The sequence below is a fragment of the Thalassobacter sp. HA4-2 genome (assembly GCF_055693705.1).
Map to the genome: position 1 here is coordinate 2,392,385 of NZ_JBVFUK010000001.1, position 13,329 is coordinate 2,405,713.

Annotated in this window: 19 protein-coding genes and 1 pseudogene; 15 read left to right on the top strand and 5 right to left on the bottom strand. The window is 64.1% G+C overall.

Features of this window, described 5'->3' with window-relative positions; genetic code table 11:
- Window positions 1-113: 113 nt before the first annotated feature.
- The 4 genes from ACZ1G0_RS11970 to ACZ1G0_RS11985 all read left to right on the top strand — a co-directional run bounded on the left by ACZ1G0_RS11970 (window position 114) and on the right by ACZ1G0_RS11985 (window position 2,095).
- Window positions 114-617 carry an EF-hand domain-containing protein gene (locus ACZ1G0_RS11970; protein ID WP_472737147.1) on the top strand — a complete coding sequence of 168 codons (504 nt, stop codon included), beginning with the start codon at window positions 114-116 and terminating at the stop codon, window positions 615-617.
- A 56-nt stretch (window positions 618-673) separates the two neighbouring features.
- Entirely contained in the window at window positions 674-1,282 is a 609-nt protein-coding gene (locus tag ACZ1G0_RS11975) for a sigma-70 family RNA polymerase sigma factor (protein WP_472737148.1), read from the top strand.
- The gene (locus ACZ1G0_RS11980) at window positions 1,275-1,535 is read left to right on the top strand and encodes a hypothetical protein (protein WP_472737149.1); all 261 of its coding nucleotides are present in this window, start codon (window positions 1,275-1,277) and stop codon (window positions 1,533-1,535) included. Before ACZ1G0_RS11975 ends, ACZ1G0_RS11980 begins: the two co-directional genes overlap by 8 nt.
- Window positions 1,536-1,627: 92 nt before the next feature.
- The gene (locus tag ACZ1G0_RS11985; RefSeq protein ID WP_472737150.1) at window positions 1,628-2,095 is read left to right on the top strand and encodes a periplasmic heavy metal sensor; all 468 of its coding nucleotides are present in this window, start codon (window positions 1,628-1,630) and stop codon (window positions 2,093-2,095) included.
- Here the strand turns inward: ACZ1G0_RS11985 and ACZ1G0_RS11990 are convergent.
- Window positions 2,092-3,456, bottom strand: coding sequence for a diguanylate cyclase (locus ACZ1G0_RS11990; RefSeq protein ID WP_472737151.1), 1,365 nt, complete (start codon window positions 3,454-3,456; stop codon window positions 2,092-2,094). The genes ACZ1G0_RS11985 and ACZ1G0_RS11990 overlap by 4 nt on opposite strands.
- A gap of 75 nt (window positions 3,457-3,531) precedes the next feature.
- Between ACZ1G0_RS11990 and ACZ1G0_RS11995 the strand changes: the two genes are divergently transcribed.
- The 5 genes and pseudogenes from ACZ1G0_RS11995 (at window position 3,532) to ACZ1G0_RS12015 (ending at window position 6,284) form a co-directional block, all read left to right on the top strand.
- Window positions 3,532-3,810: a DUF3572 domain-containing protein gene (locus ACZ1G0_RS11995; RefSeq protein ID WP_472737152.1), complete on the top strand. Its 279-nt coding sequence runs from the start codon at window positions 3,532-3,534 to the stop codon at window positions 3,808-3,810.
- 4 nt (window positions 3,811-3,814) lie between these two features.
- Window positions 3,815-4,516: an HAD family hydrolase gene (locus ACZ1G0_RS12000; protein WP_472737153.1), complete on the top strand. Its 702-nt coding sequence runs from the start codon at window positions 3,815-3,817 to the stop codon at window positions 4,514-4,516.
- A 1-nt stretch (window position 4,517) separates the two neighbouring features.
- Window positions 4,518-5,677 (top strand): annotated as a pseudogene (locus ACZ1G0_RS12005) (M20 aminoacylase family protein).
- 142 nt (window positions 5,678-5,819) lie between these two features.
- The gene (gene hemP / locus ACZ1G0_RS12010; RefSeq protein ID WP_472737154.1) at window positions 5,820-5,987 is read left to right on the top strand and encodes a hemin uptake protein HemP; all 168 of its coding nucleotides are present in this window, start codon (window positions 5,820-5,822) and stop codon (window positions 5,985-5,987) included.
- Between the two features lie 21 nt (window positions 5,988-6,008).
- Entirely contained in the window at window positions 6,009-6,284 is a 276-nt protein-coding gene (locus ACZ1G0_RS12015; RefSeq protein WP_472737155.1) for a DUF1289 domain-containing protein, read from the top strand.
- Here ACZ1G0_RS12015 and ACZ1G0_RS12020 read toward each other — a convergent pair.
- From ACZ1G0_RS12020 to dksA, 4 genes are all read right to left on the bottom strand, one after another.
- A complete protein-coding gene (locus ACZ1G0_RS12020; RefSeq protein WP_472737156.1) occupies window positions 6,267-6,737 on the bottom strand; it encodes a Dps family protein in 471 nt (156 codons plus the stop codon). The genes ACZ1G0_RS12015 and ACZ1G0_RS12020 overlap by 18 nt on opposite strands.
- 86 nt (window positions 6,738-6,823) lie before the next feature.
- Window positions 6,824-7,234, bottom strand: a complete 411-nt coding sequence (locus ACZ1G0_RS12025) for a hypothetical protein (protein WP_472737157.1) — start codon at window positions 7,232-7,234, stop codon at window positions 6,824-6,826.
- Between the two features lie 82 nt (window positions 7,235-7,316).
- Window positions 7,317-8,456, bottom strand: coding sequence for an FAD-dependent monooxygenase (locus ACZ1G0_RS12030; RefSeq protein WP_472737158.1), 1,140 nt, complete (start codon window positions 8,454-8,456; stop codon window positions 7,317-7,319).
- Window positions 8,457-8,528: 72 nt separating this feature from the next.
- The gene (gene dksA, locus ACZ1G0_RS12035) at window positions 8,529-8,951 is read right to left on the bottom strand and encodes an RNA polymerase-binding protein DksA (protein ID WP_472737159.1); all 423 of its coding nucleotides are present in this window, start codon (window positions 8,949-8,951) and stop codon (window positions 8,529-8,531) included.
- Between the two features lie 203 nt (window positions 8,952-9,154).
- Here dksA and ACZ1G0_RS12040 point away from each other — a divergent pair, with 203 nt between their 5' ends.
- The 6 genes from ACZ1G0_RS12040 (at window position 9,155) to ACZ1G0_RS12065 (ending at window position 13,263) form a co-directional block, all read left to right on the top strand.
- The gene (locus tag ACZ1G0_RS12040; RefSeq protein WP_472737160.1) at window positions 9,155-9,991 is read left to right on the top strand and encodes an AAA family ATPase; all 837 of its coding nucleotides are present in this window, start codon (window positions 9,155-9,157) and stop codon (window positions 9,989-9,991) included.
- A 78-nt stretch (window positions 9,992-10,069) separates the two neighbouring features.
- The gene (locus ACZ1G0_RS12045) at window positions 10,070-10,528 is read left to right on the top strand and encodes a GNAT family N-acetyltransferase (RefSeq protein WP_472737161.1); all 459 of its coding nucleotides are present in this window, start codon (window positions 10,070-10,072) and stop codon (window positions 10,526-10,528) included.
- On the top strand, window positions 10,528-10,821 hold the full coding sequence (locus ACZ1G0_RS12050; protein WP_472737162.1) for a hypothetical protein: 294 nt from the start codon (window positions 10,528-10,530) through the stop codon (window positions 10,819-10,821). Before ACZ1G0_RS12045 ends, ACZ1G0_RS12050 begins: the two co-directional genes overlap by 1 nt.
- Window positions 10,787-11,887, top strand: coding sequence for a DUF2927 domain-containing protein (locus tag ACZ1G0_RS12055; protein ID WP_472737802.1), 1,101 nt, complete (start codon window positions 10,787-10,789; stop codon window positions 11,885-11,887). The genes ACZ1G0_RS12050 and ACZ1G0_RS12055 overlap by 35 nt, the downstream gene beginning before the upstream one ends.
- Window positions 11,888-11,916: 29 nt before the next feature.
- Window positions 11,917-12,081, top strand: a complete 165-nt coding sequence (locus ACZ1G0_RS12060) for a hypothetical protein (protein WP_472737163.1) — start codon at window positions 11,917-11,919, stop codon at window positions 12,079-12,081.
- The gene (locus tag ACZ1G0_RS12065) at window positions 12,082-13,263 is read left to right on the top strand and encodes a vWA domain-containing protein (RefSeq protein WP_472737164.1); all 1,182 of its coding nucleotides are present in this window, start codon (window positions 12,082-12,084) and stop codon (window positions 13,261-13,263) included. It abuts the gene before it with no gap.
- The last annotated feature ends 66 nt before the right edge of the window (window positions 13,264-13,329 follow it).

Sequence of the window (13,329 nt, forward strand, 5' to 3'; positions counted from 1 at the left end):
CCATGTGACAGAACCGACGCGCGGCGGGGTGTCGCAACTTTTGTGAACTTTTTGCGACGGAAGTTTTCGCACCGCCCGTGAAAGGGGCATCAACCCACTAAGGAGATGTCAAAATGACCACCAAATTGAACCTGACCCGCGCCCTGACCGTGACCGCCATTGTCCTCACCGGTGGGGCCATGCTGCTGACCGCAGGGGCCGAAGCCCGCGAGGGACGCGGCGGCCATGAACGCCCCACCTTCGAGATGCTGGACACCAACGGCGACGGGGCCATCACAAAGGCCGAGCTGGAAGCCCGCGCGGCGGTCCGCTTTGCCACCATGGACACGGACGGCAACGGCACCCTGTCGTTGGAGGAACTGCAAGCCGCCGGGGCCGAACGGGTCGCCAAACGGGCGGAGCGGATGATGGAACGCCTCGACACCGATGGGGACGGCGCGATCAGTCAGGCAGAGATCGAGGCACGCGGCCAGGGCCGTGGTGGCAATCGGGGCAAAGACCGCGCGGACCGCATGTTCGACCGGATGGACGCCGACAAGGACGGCAGCATCTCGGCCGAAGAGTTTGCTGACGCCCCCGGCCCCCGAAAGGGCGGCACAGGCCCGCGCCGCGACTAGGACCAAACCGGGCCAATCCGTCACCGGGTTGGCCCACCCGCCTCAAACCGCTACGCATGACCATGGACCCCGCGCACCCGATGTCAGACCTTGAACACCTGAGCGATGATGCTCTGCTGCTGGTGTATGCCGGGGGCGATGTGCAGGCGGCGGCTGTGCTGACCGAACGGCTGGCTCCGCGCTGTCTGGCCTTTGCCACGCGCATGCTGTCTGGCGACCGGGCCGAGGCGGAGGACATCACCCAAGAGGCGATGCTGCGCCTGTGGCGGCACGCGCCCAAGTGGGACGCGGGCGGTGCGGCGCAACCGGGCACTTGGCTGCTGAAGGTCGCGGGACGCCTGTGTATCGACCGTTTGCGGCGCAAGCCCCTGTCTGGCAGTGACCCGGGCATCGACGATGTGGCCGAACCCGTGGACCCCGCCCCAAGCGCAGAGGCGCAGCTGCACAGCGCCGCGCGCCTGTCCGCGCTGGACGCGGCCTTGGCCCAACTGCCGGACCGGCAACGCCAAGCGGTGGTGCTGCGCCACATCGAGGGGTGGTCCAACCCCGAAATCGCCGACGCGCTGGACATCAGCGTCGAGGCCACCGAAAGCCTGACCGCCCGGGGCAAACGCGCCCTGACCGCGATCCTGGCCCCGCAACACAAGGAGTTGAGCCATGGCTAGAGACCCATTGGACGATCTGTTCGCCGCCGCGCGCGCCGACACGGATCAGCCCCTGCCGGGGGATTTGCACGCGCGTCTTCTGGCCGATGCGGACCGCGAAGTGCCGCGCCCAGTGCAGGCGCTGCGTCCCAATTCCAGTGCCAAAGGTTGGCGCAGCTTCCTTGCCGAATTGGGGGCTGGCCCGCCCTTGCGGGGCTGTCCACAGCGGCGCTGGCCGGTGTGTGGATCGGCGTGGCGCAGCCCGTGGATCTGAGCGCCCTGCCCCTCGCCACACCCTATGACGATACGACGGACCTGACAGACTACTTCCCGGATTACGCCGGCCTATACGAGGATATCTAAGCCATGGCTGACCCCCAAATCCCCCGCCGCGCCCCGCGCTGGATGAAGATTTTGCTGGTCCTGTCGCTGGCGTGCAACCTGTTGATCGCCGGTGCCATGGTCGGGGCCCGCGTGGGCGGGCCGGAGGGGCGCGCCGGTGGGCCGGACATGCGCGGGGGTGCCTTGGCCCGGGCGCTGGAACCGCAGGACCGGCGCGCCCTTGGCCAAGCCCTGCGCCGCGCGGGAGATCCCCGCGACCGCCGAGCCCAGATGCAAGCGGCGGGGCAACAGGTTTTGCTGGCTTTGCGGGCAGAGCCGTTTGACCCCGCGGTGCTGGCCGCCGCGTTGGAGGCACAAAGGACCGTTGGACAGTCTTTCGCCGCCAGCGGGCGCACGGCTTTGTTGCAGGTGATTGCCGATATGTCGGACGCGGAGCGGACCGCCTTCGCCGATCGGTTGGAAGCCCAGATGCAGCGTCGCCCCCGGCGCTAGGCGGCGACAATCACCGTGTTGCGCCCACATGCCTTGGCGGAATAGAGCGCCTTGTCTACGATTTCCAAGGTCGCCTCCGGGTCGTAGTCGTCGGGGGTCATCAAGCCGACACCGATGGACAGGGTGATCTGGATGCTTTCCCCGGTGGAGGTTTCCAGCACCATGTCCGCCACCTCTGCCCGCAGGCGTTCGGCCACATGCTGTGCCTCGTCGGCGCGGATGTCGGGCAGGATGGCCATGAACTCTTCGCCGCCGATGCGGGTCACAGTGTCTTCACCCCGCAGGCTGTCGCGCAGGCGTTGCGCCACGGCAATCAGGAACCGGTCCCCCATGGGGTGGCCATGGGCGTCGTTCACGGCCTTGAAGTGATCAATGTCGATCAACAGCACCGCCGAGGTGATGCCCTGCTGGGCGCACCGCTCTGCCACCCGGTCCAGGTGGCGCATCCCGTAGCGGCGGTTATACAGGCCCGTCAGCGGGTCAATCACCGCCAGCCGCAAGCCGTCGTCCAGTTTCAGGCGCAGCTGATCCGAACGCTGTTTGCGCGCCAGCTGTGTCCGGATCCGCACCGTCAGCTCCTCGGCCAGAAAGGGGTCATAGCTGATATCGCTCGCCCCGAGGTCAAGGGCCGTGGCCGCCCGTTCACTGTCCCCTTGGGGCAGGACCACAATGCAGGCGCTGTGCCGGGTGGCCGCGCGCGACCGCAGGTCCGACATCAGGCGCAGACCGCCATTGCGCCCCCCTGCATCCACAGCCACGACAAACAGGTCCGGCACATCGTCTGATTGCGCAACACGCAACGCATCCGAGGGCGTGGCAGGTTTGAACTGCATGGTGGAGCGGGCCTGAAGCCGCTGCAACCACTGCTCCGTCTCGGTGTCAGAGCGTCCCAAGACCATCACATGGGACGCCGCGTTGAAGGTCGACTGTGCCTCGGCAAATCCCATCTCGGCAAAGGTGGCCTCGCGCAGGGTCAACTCACGTTCCTGATCGCGCAGGCGCAGAAGGCTGCGGACCCGGGCCAGCAGGGCCAATTCATCCACGGGGCGGGACAGGAAATCATCCGCGCCCGCCTCCAGCCCCTCGACCCGGCTTTCGATATCGTCAGAGGCGGTGATCAAAACGATCTTGCTGTGCATGGTGGCGGGCGCGGATTTCAGCTGTCGCGCCACCTCGAACCCGTCCAACCCGGGCATGAGAACGTCCATGAGGATCAAATCCGGGCGTTCCCGCCGGGCGATCTCGAGGGCCTGCGCCCCGCTGTCCGCCAAAAGCGTCTCGTACTGGGCGGCTTCCAGCTTCACCTTCAAAACGATCCGATTGGTCGCAAGATCATCAACAATGAGAATACGCGCTGTCATGACCTCAGTTATACCTTTACCCAACTGTGTTGATACTGTTTCTTACGGAAACGTTAACAAAGGGTTTCCAAAACGTTGAAACGCCAGACAGCAGAGCAAATTGCAGCCGACGCCCTGACTTGGATCGTCGGGGAAGAAGGATTGATCGAGGTCTTTGCCGGCGCGTCCGGCGTCGATCTGGGCGACATCCGTGCGCAGGCTGGCGATCCGGGGTTTCTGGGGGCGGTTTTGGACTTTTTGGTGATGGACGATGCCTGGGTCAGAGGGTTCTGCGACACCCATGGCCTGACCTATGACACGCCGATGCGGGCCCGCGCCTATCTGCCCGGTGGCGACCTGCCTCATTGGACATAACACCATGACATTCAAAGGCATTCTGTTCGACAAGGACGGCACCTTGTTCGACTTTCAAGGATCGTGGGGGATTTGGGCGCACCGTATGTTCATGGATCTTGCAGAAGGGGACGCCGCGCGGGCGGACCGCTTTGCGGCTGCGGTGGATTTTGACATGCAAACGCGCACATTTGCCCCCGAGAGCGTCGCCATCGCGGGCACCTTGTCGGGCATCGCACAGGCCCTGTCAGGGGCCGGAGCAGGCAAGATCGACGTCCTCACCCCGTGGCTGCGCGACCGGGCGGCGGATGCGGAAATGCTGCCGCCCCTGCCCCTGCGCCCCCTGCTGGGCGGCCTGCGCGCGCGCGGCTACGTCTTGGGCGTGGCCACGAATGACGGCGAGGCCCCGGCCCGGGCCCATTTGGCGCGCGAAGGGATCACGGACCTGTTCGACTTCATCGCAGGTTACGACAGCGGCCACGGCGCGAAACCCGACCCCGGCATGTGTACTGCCTTTGCCGAACAGCACGGATTAGCGCCGGCCCAGTGCATCATGGTGGGCGATAGCATGCATGACCTGCTGGCAGGCGAAAACGCAGGCTTTACCACGGTGGGGGTGCTGACCGGGGTGGCCGACCGCATGGACCTGACACCCCACGCCACGGTCGTGCTACAAGACATCGGAGAGCTGCCCGCATGGCTCGCCACCCACGCACAGGAGAGATGACATGCCCGTAAAGAACCGCCTGGCCGAAATGGCAGACGAAATCACCCGGTGGCGTCGTGACATACACGCCCACCCCGAAATCCTGTTCGAGACCCACCGCACCTCCGCCCTTGTGGCGGACAAACTGCGCGCCTTTGGCTGTGACGAGGTGGTCACGGGGCTGGGCCGCACGGGCGTGGTCGGGGTGATCAAGGGCCGCGCCAACACCACGGGCCGCGCTGTGGGCCTGCGCGCGGACATGGACGCCCTGCCGATCGAGGAGGCGACTGGGCTGGACTATGCCAGCACCACGCCCGGGGCGATGCACGCCTGCGGGCATGACGGCCACACCTCGATGCTGCTGGGCGCGGCCAAGTATCTGGCCGAGACGCGCAATTTCGACGGCACGGTCGTGGTGATCTTTCAACCGGCCGAAGAAGGCGGCGGCGGCGGGCGCGAGATGTGCGAGGACGGCCTGATGGACCGTTTCGGCGTGGACGAGGTTTACGGCATGCACAACTGGCCGGGCCAAGAGGCGGGCAAATTCGCCATTCGTCCCGGCCCATTCTTTGCGGCCACGGACCAGTTCGACATCACCTTGCAGGGCAAGGGGGCCATGCCGCCAAACCCCACGAGACGATTGATCCCGTGGTCATGGCGGCCCAAGTGGTGACGGCCCTGCAATCCATCGCCGCGCGCAACACCGACCCGGTGAAACAATGCGTGGTGTCGGTGACCAGCGTGCAAAGCGCCTCGACCGCCTACAACGTCATTCCGCAATCGGTGCACATAAAGGGCACCATCCGCACGTTGGAAAAGGACGTGCGCGCCATGGCCGAACGCCGCCTGCACGAGATTGCCCAAGGAATCGCCATGGCCGCCGGGGGCACGGCGGAGATCCAGTTCCACAAGGGTTATCCCCCCATGGTCAACCACGCCGCCGAAACGGATTTTGCCGCCGAGGTTGCCCGCGGGATCACTGGGCAGTGCGATGACGCGCCCTTGGTCATGGGCGGCGAGGATTTCGCCTACATGCTGGAGGAACGCCCGGGCGCCTACATCCTTGTGGGCAACGGCGACACAGCCCCGGTCCATCACCCCGAATACAACTTCAACGACGAGATCATCCCGGCAGGCTGTTCATGGTTTGTCGAAGTGGCGGAACGGCGGATGGCGATCTAGTTCGTCCGCGCGACAGCACAAAGCCGACTTTTTTAGTCGGGTTGACATATCCGCGTCTTTTAGTCAGGATTGGATCCAGAATGATGACTGAAAGACCGGATCATGCACAGTTGCACGCCCCCTTTGCCCATGAAACGCCGCCATGTCCTGCACTGACCGGACAGACGCGGCGGCGGGCGACCCACGGGCGGTGCCATCCCATGACGCGCGCGAGCTGACGCAAGGGGGCGACACTGCGCTAATTACCCTTGATCAAAACTGCTACACCCTGCGGATCACCCGTGCGGGCAAACTGATCCTGACAAAGTAACCCCTTTGATCGGAGCGACCGATGCCCAAGAAACTGCCCAGTCCCTGCGTAGATGTCTGCAAGTACAAGCGTGCGAGCCATTGCATTGCCTGTTCCATGACCAAGGCGCAGAAGTCGCTGTTCAAGGGGCTAAAGAAAGACAGCCACCGCGTGGCCTTCGTGGACATGCTGGTGGCGCAACAGATGCAAATGGGTAAATTCCCGGCATGGCCAAAGATGTACGAAAAACGCTGCGCCAAGAAAGGCGCAGCGTTGCCGTCGTCCGTCGCAGGGGTGCTGTCAGCCGAGGTGGGCTGACACCAACCAAGCAAACTTTTCGTGGGTCTGGCCGCGCGCGATGCACAGGTCTTGGGTCAGCAGATCACCGTGTTTCTCGGCAATGGCACCGGCCCCGGCCAGCGTGGCGGCAACCGTGCGCTGCGCCTCGGCAAGGGTGGCGATCATGGTCTTGTCGTCGGCGTGTCCGTCATGCTCTGACACCTTGGAGGCGGCGACCATATCGGCCAGTTTGCCGTTGGCATGTCCGCCAAGGGCTTTGACACGCTCGGCAAGATCATCTTGGGCTGTGAAGTGATCTTCGTAGATCTCTTGGAACAGGGCGTGCAGGGGGCCAAAGGCCATGCCGGTCACGTTCCAGTGAAAGTTTTGTGCCAACATGGTTGTGACAACGGTTTCTGCGACGCATTGGTTCAGGGCGGCGCAGATTTCGGTTTGGGCGTCTTGCGACAGGCTTTGTGCGGTTTGGCTCATGGGTCCCTCCGGGGGTCTTGAATTTCTGGCTCGCATGGTCGCTGGCTAGGGCAATACATAGCAGGGACGCGGCGCAGGCCAACTGTCTAGTCCAGATTACGGGCCAAATTGGTCACCAACATGCCAAAAAGGCGCCGTTTGGCCGGTGCGATCCGCCGCATCGTCAGAAACATAAAACTGTCGTCGTCCCCATCCCGGCGCGTCTCGATCACCTGCGCCAGCCAACGTTCATCAAAGGTCAGCGTCGGTTCTGCGGGTCTGTGCCATTGCGGAACACGGTCCAGGGCCTGTGGCAGAACCCGCAACAGGGTCGTGGCGGCCACTTGCTCCGACGCGTTGGGGTCAATGGCCTGACACGCGGCATAGAGGTCCAGATAGGCAGAGGCCCTGCAAAAGGACGCATGGAAGCGCAGCCGGTTGATCAACGCCATAGTGGACGCATCAACCCGGCGTGAGGGATCGCGAACAGGTGCAAGCGCGGTCAGTTGGGCAACCATTTCGGATTCGCCTTTGAGATTACCCGACAAATATACTCAGCAATGCGAAGGGTGCAAAGGAAAACGGCTGCGGCATACTTTCCTACTCGGTGGCGGACGTCACATCGTGGTCATAAAGCCACGCGTACTGGCCCAGCATCCGCTGTGGGGCGACGCGGTTGATCAGGCGCAGGGCCTTGTGGGCGACATATCGGGTCGGGCCGCGCAGGTGATAGTTCTTGGCATTCCCGTTGGCCGCCTCGATGGCACGGGTGACCCTTGGCAGGCGCGTGGCTTGGTAGCGGGCCAATGCTTCGGCCCGGTCGTGGGTGGCCAACATGTCTGCCAGAACCCACGCATCTTCGAGCGCTTGCACAGCGCCTTGGGCCAGAAACGGCAAGGTCGGGTGGGCCGCATCGCCCAGCAGAACGACATTGCCGCGGGACCACTGGGGCGCAATGGCGTGGCGGAACAGGCCCCAGACGTGGACTTGGTCCACGTGCGCCAGCAGATCCTCGACCTCGGGCGCAAAGCCAGAAAAGGCCGCGCGCAGATTGTCGGGGTCGTCTTTATGCGCCCAACCTTCGGCGGCCCATGCATCCCGCTCTTCGACGGCGACGATATTGGTCAGCGTGCCCCCGCGCAACGGGTAGGTCACGAGGTGGCACCCCGGTCCTGTGTGCACCTGCGCCTCGGCCGGGTGGTGCGTGCCGGGCACAAGAGCACGCCACGCGACTTGGCCCGTAAAGAACGGGTCCGTATCGCCCAGCACCGCCGTACGCGTGGGCGCATGCAGCCCGTCCGCCCCGATCAACAGATCAACGCCTTCAACCCGTCCGTCCGCGTAATGCACGCGCGCCCCGTTATCCGCATCCACGGCGCGCACCTCTTGGCCCAGTTGGATATCCACCCCGGCCCCGCGTGCCGCACGCTCCAGAGCGTTGATCATGTCGGCCCGGTGGACCAGTTGGAACCCCTCGCCCAAAGCCATGCGCAACAGCGTCTGACCCGACAGCCCGTCGCGCAGGTGCACCCCGCGGCTGGGATCGCCCACCGGACCGATGCCAAGCGCCTGTAGCACGCGGGTTCCATTGGGACTGACCTGAATGCCCGCGCCCACCTCGGTGATCGCCTCGGCCTGTTCCAACACCCGCACCTGTGCGCCCCGTTGCGCCAGCGCGGTGGCCACGGCCAACCCGCCGATCCCTGCGCCCAGAACCGTGATCTCTTGCCCAATCAACATAGCGTCACCTTCAACAAAAAACCGCGCGCGGCCAAGCCGTGCGCGGTCTGAATTTCAGCACTGGTCCCGCGATCAGTCGTCGCGGTGCACTTTCTCGCGGCGCTCGTGACGTTCCTGCGCCTCAAGGCTCATGGTCGCGATGGGGCGCGCATCCAGCCGTTTCAGGCTGATCGGCTCGCCGGTGACTTCGCAATACCCGAACTCCCCTTCGTCGATCCGGCGCAGGGCTTGATCAATCTTGGAGATCAGCTTGCGCTGACGATCCCGAGTGCGCAGTTCCAGCGCACGGTCCGTTTCCTCGGACGCGCGGTCGGCCACATCCGGAATGCTGCGCGCGGTGTCTTGCAGTCCTTCGAGTGTGTTTGCACTTTCGTCCATCAGGTCCTGTTTCCACGCAATCAACTTGCGGCGGAAATACTCGGTCTGACGTTCGTTCATGAACGGTTCATCTTCAGCAGGACGGTAATCCTGTGGTAGGAATGTTTCAGCTTTCATGGTCGCTCCCTCTTCGGAGCCGGTAGGCTTTTCAACAGTTTCAAAAGTCATCGGCTCACCCCGCGGTCCGGTTACATCACTGCATGGCTGGTGCCAACTCCTTACTACCGGCATCGGGGGAAGGGAATGAATTTTAGGGTGTGGACCCGGTAAAAAACCCGTCATAGTTGAGAAAGCGAACAAATCTTGGGCAGGGAACCACCATGCATTTCACAGGCACCGACTCATATGTGGCCACCGATGACCTGACCGTTGCGGTCAATGCGGCCATCACCTTGCAACGCCCCTTGCTGGTCAAGGGGGAACCGGGCACAGGCAAGACCGAACTGGCCCGGCAAGTGGCCAGCGCCTTGGGCGCGCGCATGTTGGAATGGAACATCAAATCCACCACCCGGGCGCAACAGGGCCTTTACGAATACGATGCCGTCAGCCGCCTGCGCGACAGCCAGTTGGGCGAGGAACGGGTGCACGACGTGCGCAACTATATCAAGAAGGGCAAACTGTGGGAGGCGTTCGAGGCCGAGGATCGCGTGGTCCTTCTGATCGACGAGATCGACAAGGCCGACATCGAGTTTCCGAACGACCTGTTGCAGGAACTCGACCGGATGGAGTTCTTTGTCTACGAGACCGGCGAAACGATCCGCGCGGACAAGCGGCCCATCGTGATCATCACGTCGAACAACGAAAAAGAGCTGCCCGACGCCTTCCTGCGCCGGTGTTTCTTTCACTACATCCGTTTTCCCGACCCAGACACCATGCGCAAGATCGTCGAGGTGCACCATCCCGGCATCAAGGACCGCCTTCTGACCACCGCCCTGACCCAGTTCTACGAGATCCGCGAACAGCAGGGTTTGAAAAAGAAGCCCTCCACGTCCGAGGTGCTGGACTGGCTGAAACTGCTGCTGGCCGAGGATCTGGAGCCGGAGGATCTGAAAAAAGACCCCGCGTCCGCCCTGCCCAAGCTGCACGGGGCGCTGTTGAAGAACGAACAGGACGTGGCCCTGTTTGAACGGCTGGCCTTCATGGCCCGGCGCGGCTGACGCAGAAAGAAACAATCGGCCCAATTTCCGCCACATTGTCGCCCTAGCCTGCCTTAAACAACAAACGTCGAGGCAGGCGTGCAGGCAGTATCAGATATCACCATTCGGCCCATCGTGGCCGCGGACAAACCCGCGTGGGCCGCCCTTTGGCGCGCCTATCTGGCGTTCTATGACACGGAACTGCCACAGGCGGTCTACGACACGTCCTTCGCGCGACTGTTGGACAATGATCCGGCAACCTTTCGGGGGCGTCTGGCCTGTCTGGGCGGCACGCCGGTCGGTTTGGTGCATTTCGTGTACCACCCCCATATGTGGAAACAGGCCCCGGTCTGTTATCTGCAAGACCTTTATGCCGCGCCGGACACCCGGGGCACCGGCGTGGGCCGCGCCTTGATCGAGGCGGTCTATGCCCAAGCGGACACCGATGGCGTGGCAGACGTCTACTGGATGACGCAAGACCACAACCACAGGGCGCGCAAACTGTATGACCGGATTGCAACCCTGACCCCCTTCATCAAATACGCGCGGGCGGCGTGATGTGGCGCGCACTGGCCGTGGCGGTCACGGTCCTTGCCTCTTGCACGCCCATGGGCACCACCGCCCCGCCGGACCGAGCGGTGCAGGCGGCCCTGCCGCCCTTGCCCGCCATGAACCGGTTCGACGGCACGCAGCCCCGCCACGTGCCCCTGCCCGACAACGCCCAACTGACCCGCGATTTCATCGAGCTGAGCTTTGGACTGGAATCCGGTCGGGGCCTGTCCACCTTCACCCGGTTCGAGGGGCCAATCACGATTGGTGTGGTCGGCGACGCCCCCTACGCTGGAGCGTGACCTGACCGACCTGTTGACCCGTTTGCGACGCGAGGCGGGCCTGTCCCTGACGCGCACAACCGGGTCCGAGCGTCCCTCGATCGCAGTACAGGCCATCCCACGCGAGACGTTGCAACGGGCGGTGCCACAGGCCGCGTGCTTTGTCGTGCCCAACGTGTCCAGCTGGCAGGGGTATCTGGCGAACCGGCGCACCCGGGTGATTGACTGGCAACTGCTGGAAACCCGCACCCGGGCAGCGATCTTTCTACCCTCTGACGTCAGCCCGCAGGAAATCCGCGACTGCCTGCACGAGGAAATCGCCCAAGCCCTCGGGCCGCTGAATGATCTGTATCGCCTCGGCCATTCCGTGTTCAACGATGACAACCTGCAAACGGTTCTGACGGGCTACGACATGGTGATGCTGCGCGCGACCTATGCGCCAGAGTTGCGGTCCGGCATGGCCCCGCAACAGGTGGCCGACGCCCTGCCCGCGATCTTTGCCCGGATCAACCCGGGCGGGCGCGGCCCCGGCATGGCCCCCGTGCCCCGGTCCACCCGGGCGTGGAGCCAAGCCATTGAACGCGCCGTGCGGCCCTCCGGCTCTGCGGCGGCGCGGATCATGGCCGCGCGGCGCGCTGTGAACCTGGCCCGCAGCGAAGGTTGGGCCGATGCGCGCCTTGGCTATTCCCTGCTGGCCCTCGGGCGCGCCACCATCGGCAGCCAGGGGGAGGCCGCCCTGACCGCCCTGCTGGACGCGGCGTTCGTGTTCCGTGCCGCCTACGGGGCGGAGGTGCATCTGGCCCACACCGCCGTGCAACCCGCCGCCTTTGCCCTGTCCTCCGGCCAGCCCAACGTCACCCTGTCCCTGACCGAAGGGGCGATCCCCGCAGCGCGCGCAGGCCAGAACGCCGCCCTGTTGTCCACCCTGCTGCTATTGCGAGCCGAGGCGCTGGCCGCCACGGGTGCCCAAGCCGAAGCCGCGCGCCTGCGCCGGGAGGGCACCGCATGGGCGCGCTACGGGTTTGGATCGGATGAAGCCGTCCGCCGTCACCTCGCAGAGGTTGCAGCACTGCGCCCCGGCGTCTAAGTGCGTAGGGAAACCTGACCGGAGGCGACATGATCTTTCTGACCTTTATGGCCGTGGGCGCGATCTCGGGCGGTCTTTATGCCAAACGCAAGGGCGGCAAACGCTTTGACGTGCTGCAATACGCGGCGGTCTGGGCGGTGATGGGGTTCATCCTTGGGATGATCACCACGATCATTGTGGACTACCAGATCTAAATGTTCCTGCGCCTGTTCGATCAGTTGCGCGCGGCTCACGTCCCTGTCTCTGTCCGCGAATACCTGACCTTTTTGGAAGGGGTCGGCGCGGGCCTTGTGACCTATGACATCGACGGGTTCTACTATCTGGCCCGCGCGGCCATGGTAAAGGACGAACGACACATCGACCGCTTCGACCGCGCCTTTGCCGCAACCTTTCAGGGCTTGGAACACATCACCGCCGAACATGTGATGGACGCCGTGGAAATCCCGCGCGACTGGCTGGAAAAGCTGGCCGAAAAGCACCTGAGCGCAGAGGAAAAGGCAGAAATCGAGGCCTTGGGCGGCTTTGACAAGCTGATGGAGACCCTGCGCAAACGGCTGGAGGAGCAAAAGGGCCGCCACCAAGGGGGCAACAAATGGATGGGCACGGCGGGCACCTCGCCCTTTGGGGCCTATGGCTACAACCCCGAAGGCGTGCGCGTGGGCCAAGACAGGTCCCGCCACCAGCGCGCGGTCAAGGTCTGGGACAAGCGCGAGTTTCGCAACCTCGATGATACGGTCGAAATCGGCACCCGCAACATCAAGGTCGCCCTGAAACGTCTGCGCAACTGGGCCCGTGACGGGGCGGCAGAAGAGTTGGATCTGGACGGCACCATCCGCGCCAGCGCCGAGGCCGGCTATATCGACGTCAAAACAAGGCCCGAACGGCGCAACGCCGTGAAGGTGATCCTGTTTCTGGACGTGGGCGGATCCATGGACCCCCATATCAAACTGGTCGAAGAGCTGTTTTCCGCCGCGCGGGCCGAGTTCAAGCATCTGGAATACTACTACTTCCACAACTGCCTGTACGAAGGCGTGTGGCGCGACAACCGCCGCCGGTGGGGCGAAAAAATCCCCACATGGGAGGTGCTGCGCACCTACGGCCCCGACTACAAATGCATCTTTGTGGGCGACGCCTCGATGTCGCCTTACGAGGTGGCGGTGCCCGGTGGTGCCAACGAGCACTGGAACGAAGAGGCAGGCCAGGTTTGGCTGGACCGCGCTCGCGCCCAATGGCCCGCAAACCTATGGTTGAACCCCCTGGACGAACGGTACTGGCGCTATACCCAGTCCGTGCAAATGATCGACCAGATCTTCGAGGGACGCATGGTGCCGATGACGTTGGAGGGGATCACGCGCGGGATGCGAATGCTGACATGACAGTGTTTGCGTGGCTCTGGCGCGCACACCGCTTACCGCTGATTGGATTTATGTGCGCAGTCGTCG

Coding starts and splice junctions, on each gene's coding strand:
- hemP (WP_472737154.1), top strand. CDS start 5,820: ATGTCCTGCACTGACCGGACAGACGCGGCGGCGGGCGACCCACGGGCG.
- ACZ1G0_RS11970 (WP_472737147.1), top strand. CDS start 114: ATGACCACCAAATTGAACCTGACCCGCGCCCTGACCGTGACCGCCATT.
- ACZ1G0_RS12000 (WP_472737153.1), top strand. CDS start 3,815: ATGACATTCAAAGGCATTCTGTTCGACAAGGACGGCACCTTGTTCGAC.
- ACZ1G0_RS12065 (WP_472737164.1), top strand. CDS start 12,082: ATGTTCCTGCGCCTGTTCGATCAGTTGCGCGCGGCTCACGTCCCTGTC.
- ACZ1G0_RS12050 (WP_472737162.1), top strand. CDS start 10,528: ATGTGGCGCGCACTGGCCGTGGCGGTCACGGTCCTTGCCTCTTGCACG.
- ACZ1G0_RS11980 (WP_472737149.1), top strand. CDS start 1,275: ATGGCTAGAGACCCATTGGACGATCTGTTCGCCGCCGCGCGCGCCGAC.
- ACZ1G0_RS12040 (WP_472737160.1), top strand. CDS start 9,155: ATGCATTTCACAGGCACCGACTCATATGTGGCCACCGATGACCTGACC.
- ACZ1G0_RS12060 (WP_472737163.1), top strand. CDS start 11,917: ATGATCTTTCTGACCTTTATGGCCGTGGGCGCGATCTCGGGCGGTCTT.
- ACZ1G0_RS11975 (WP_472737148.1), top strand. CDS start 674: ATGACCATGGACCCCGCGCACCCGATGTCAGACCTTGAACACCTGAGC.
- ACZ1G0_RS11990 (WP_472737151.1), bottom strand. CDS start 3,456: ATGACAGCGCGTATTCTCATTGTTGATGATCTTGCGACCAATCGGATC.
- ACZ1G0_RS12025 (WP_472737157.1), bottom strand. CDS start 7,234: ATGGTTGCCCAACTGACCGCGCTTGCACCTGTTCGCGATCCCTCACGC.
- ACZ1G0_RS11985 (WP_472737150.1), top strand. CDS start 1,628: ATGGCTGACCCCCAAATCCCCCGCCGCGCCCCGCGCTGGATGAAGATT.
- ACZ1G0_RS12030 (WP_472737158.1), bottom strand. CDS start 8,456: ATGTTGATTGGGCAAGAGATCACGGTTCTGGGCGCAGGGATCGGCGGG.
- dksA (WP_472737159.1), bottom strand. CDS start 8,951: ATGAAAGCTGAAACATTCCTACCACAGGATTACCGTCCTGCTGAAGAT.
- ACZ1G0_RS12020 (WP_472737156.1), bottom strand. CDS start 6,737: ATGAGCCAAACCGCACAAAGCCTGTCGCAAGACGCCCAAACCGAAATC.
- ACZ1G0_RS12015 (WP_472737155.1), top strand. CDS start 6,009: ATGCCCAAGAAACTGCCCAGTCCCTGCGTAGATGTCTGCAAGTACAAG.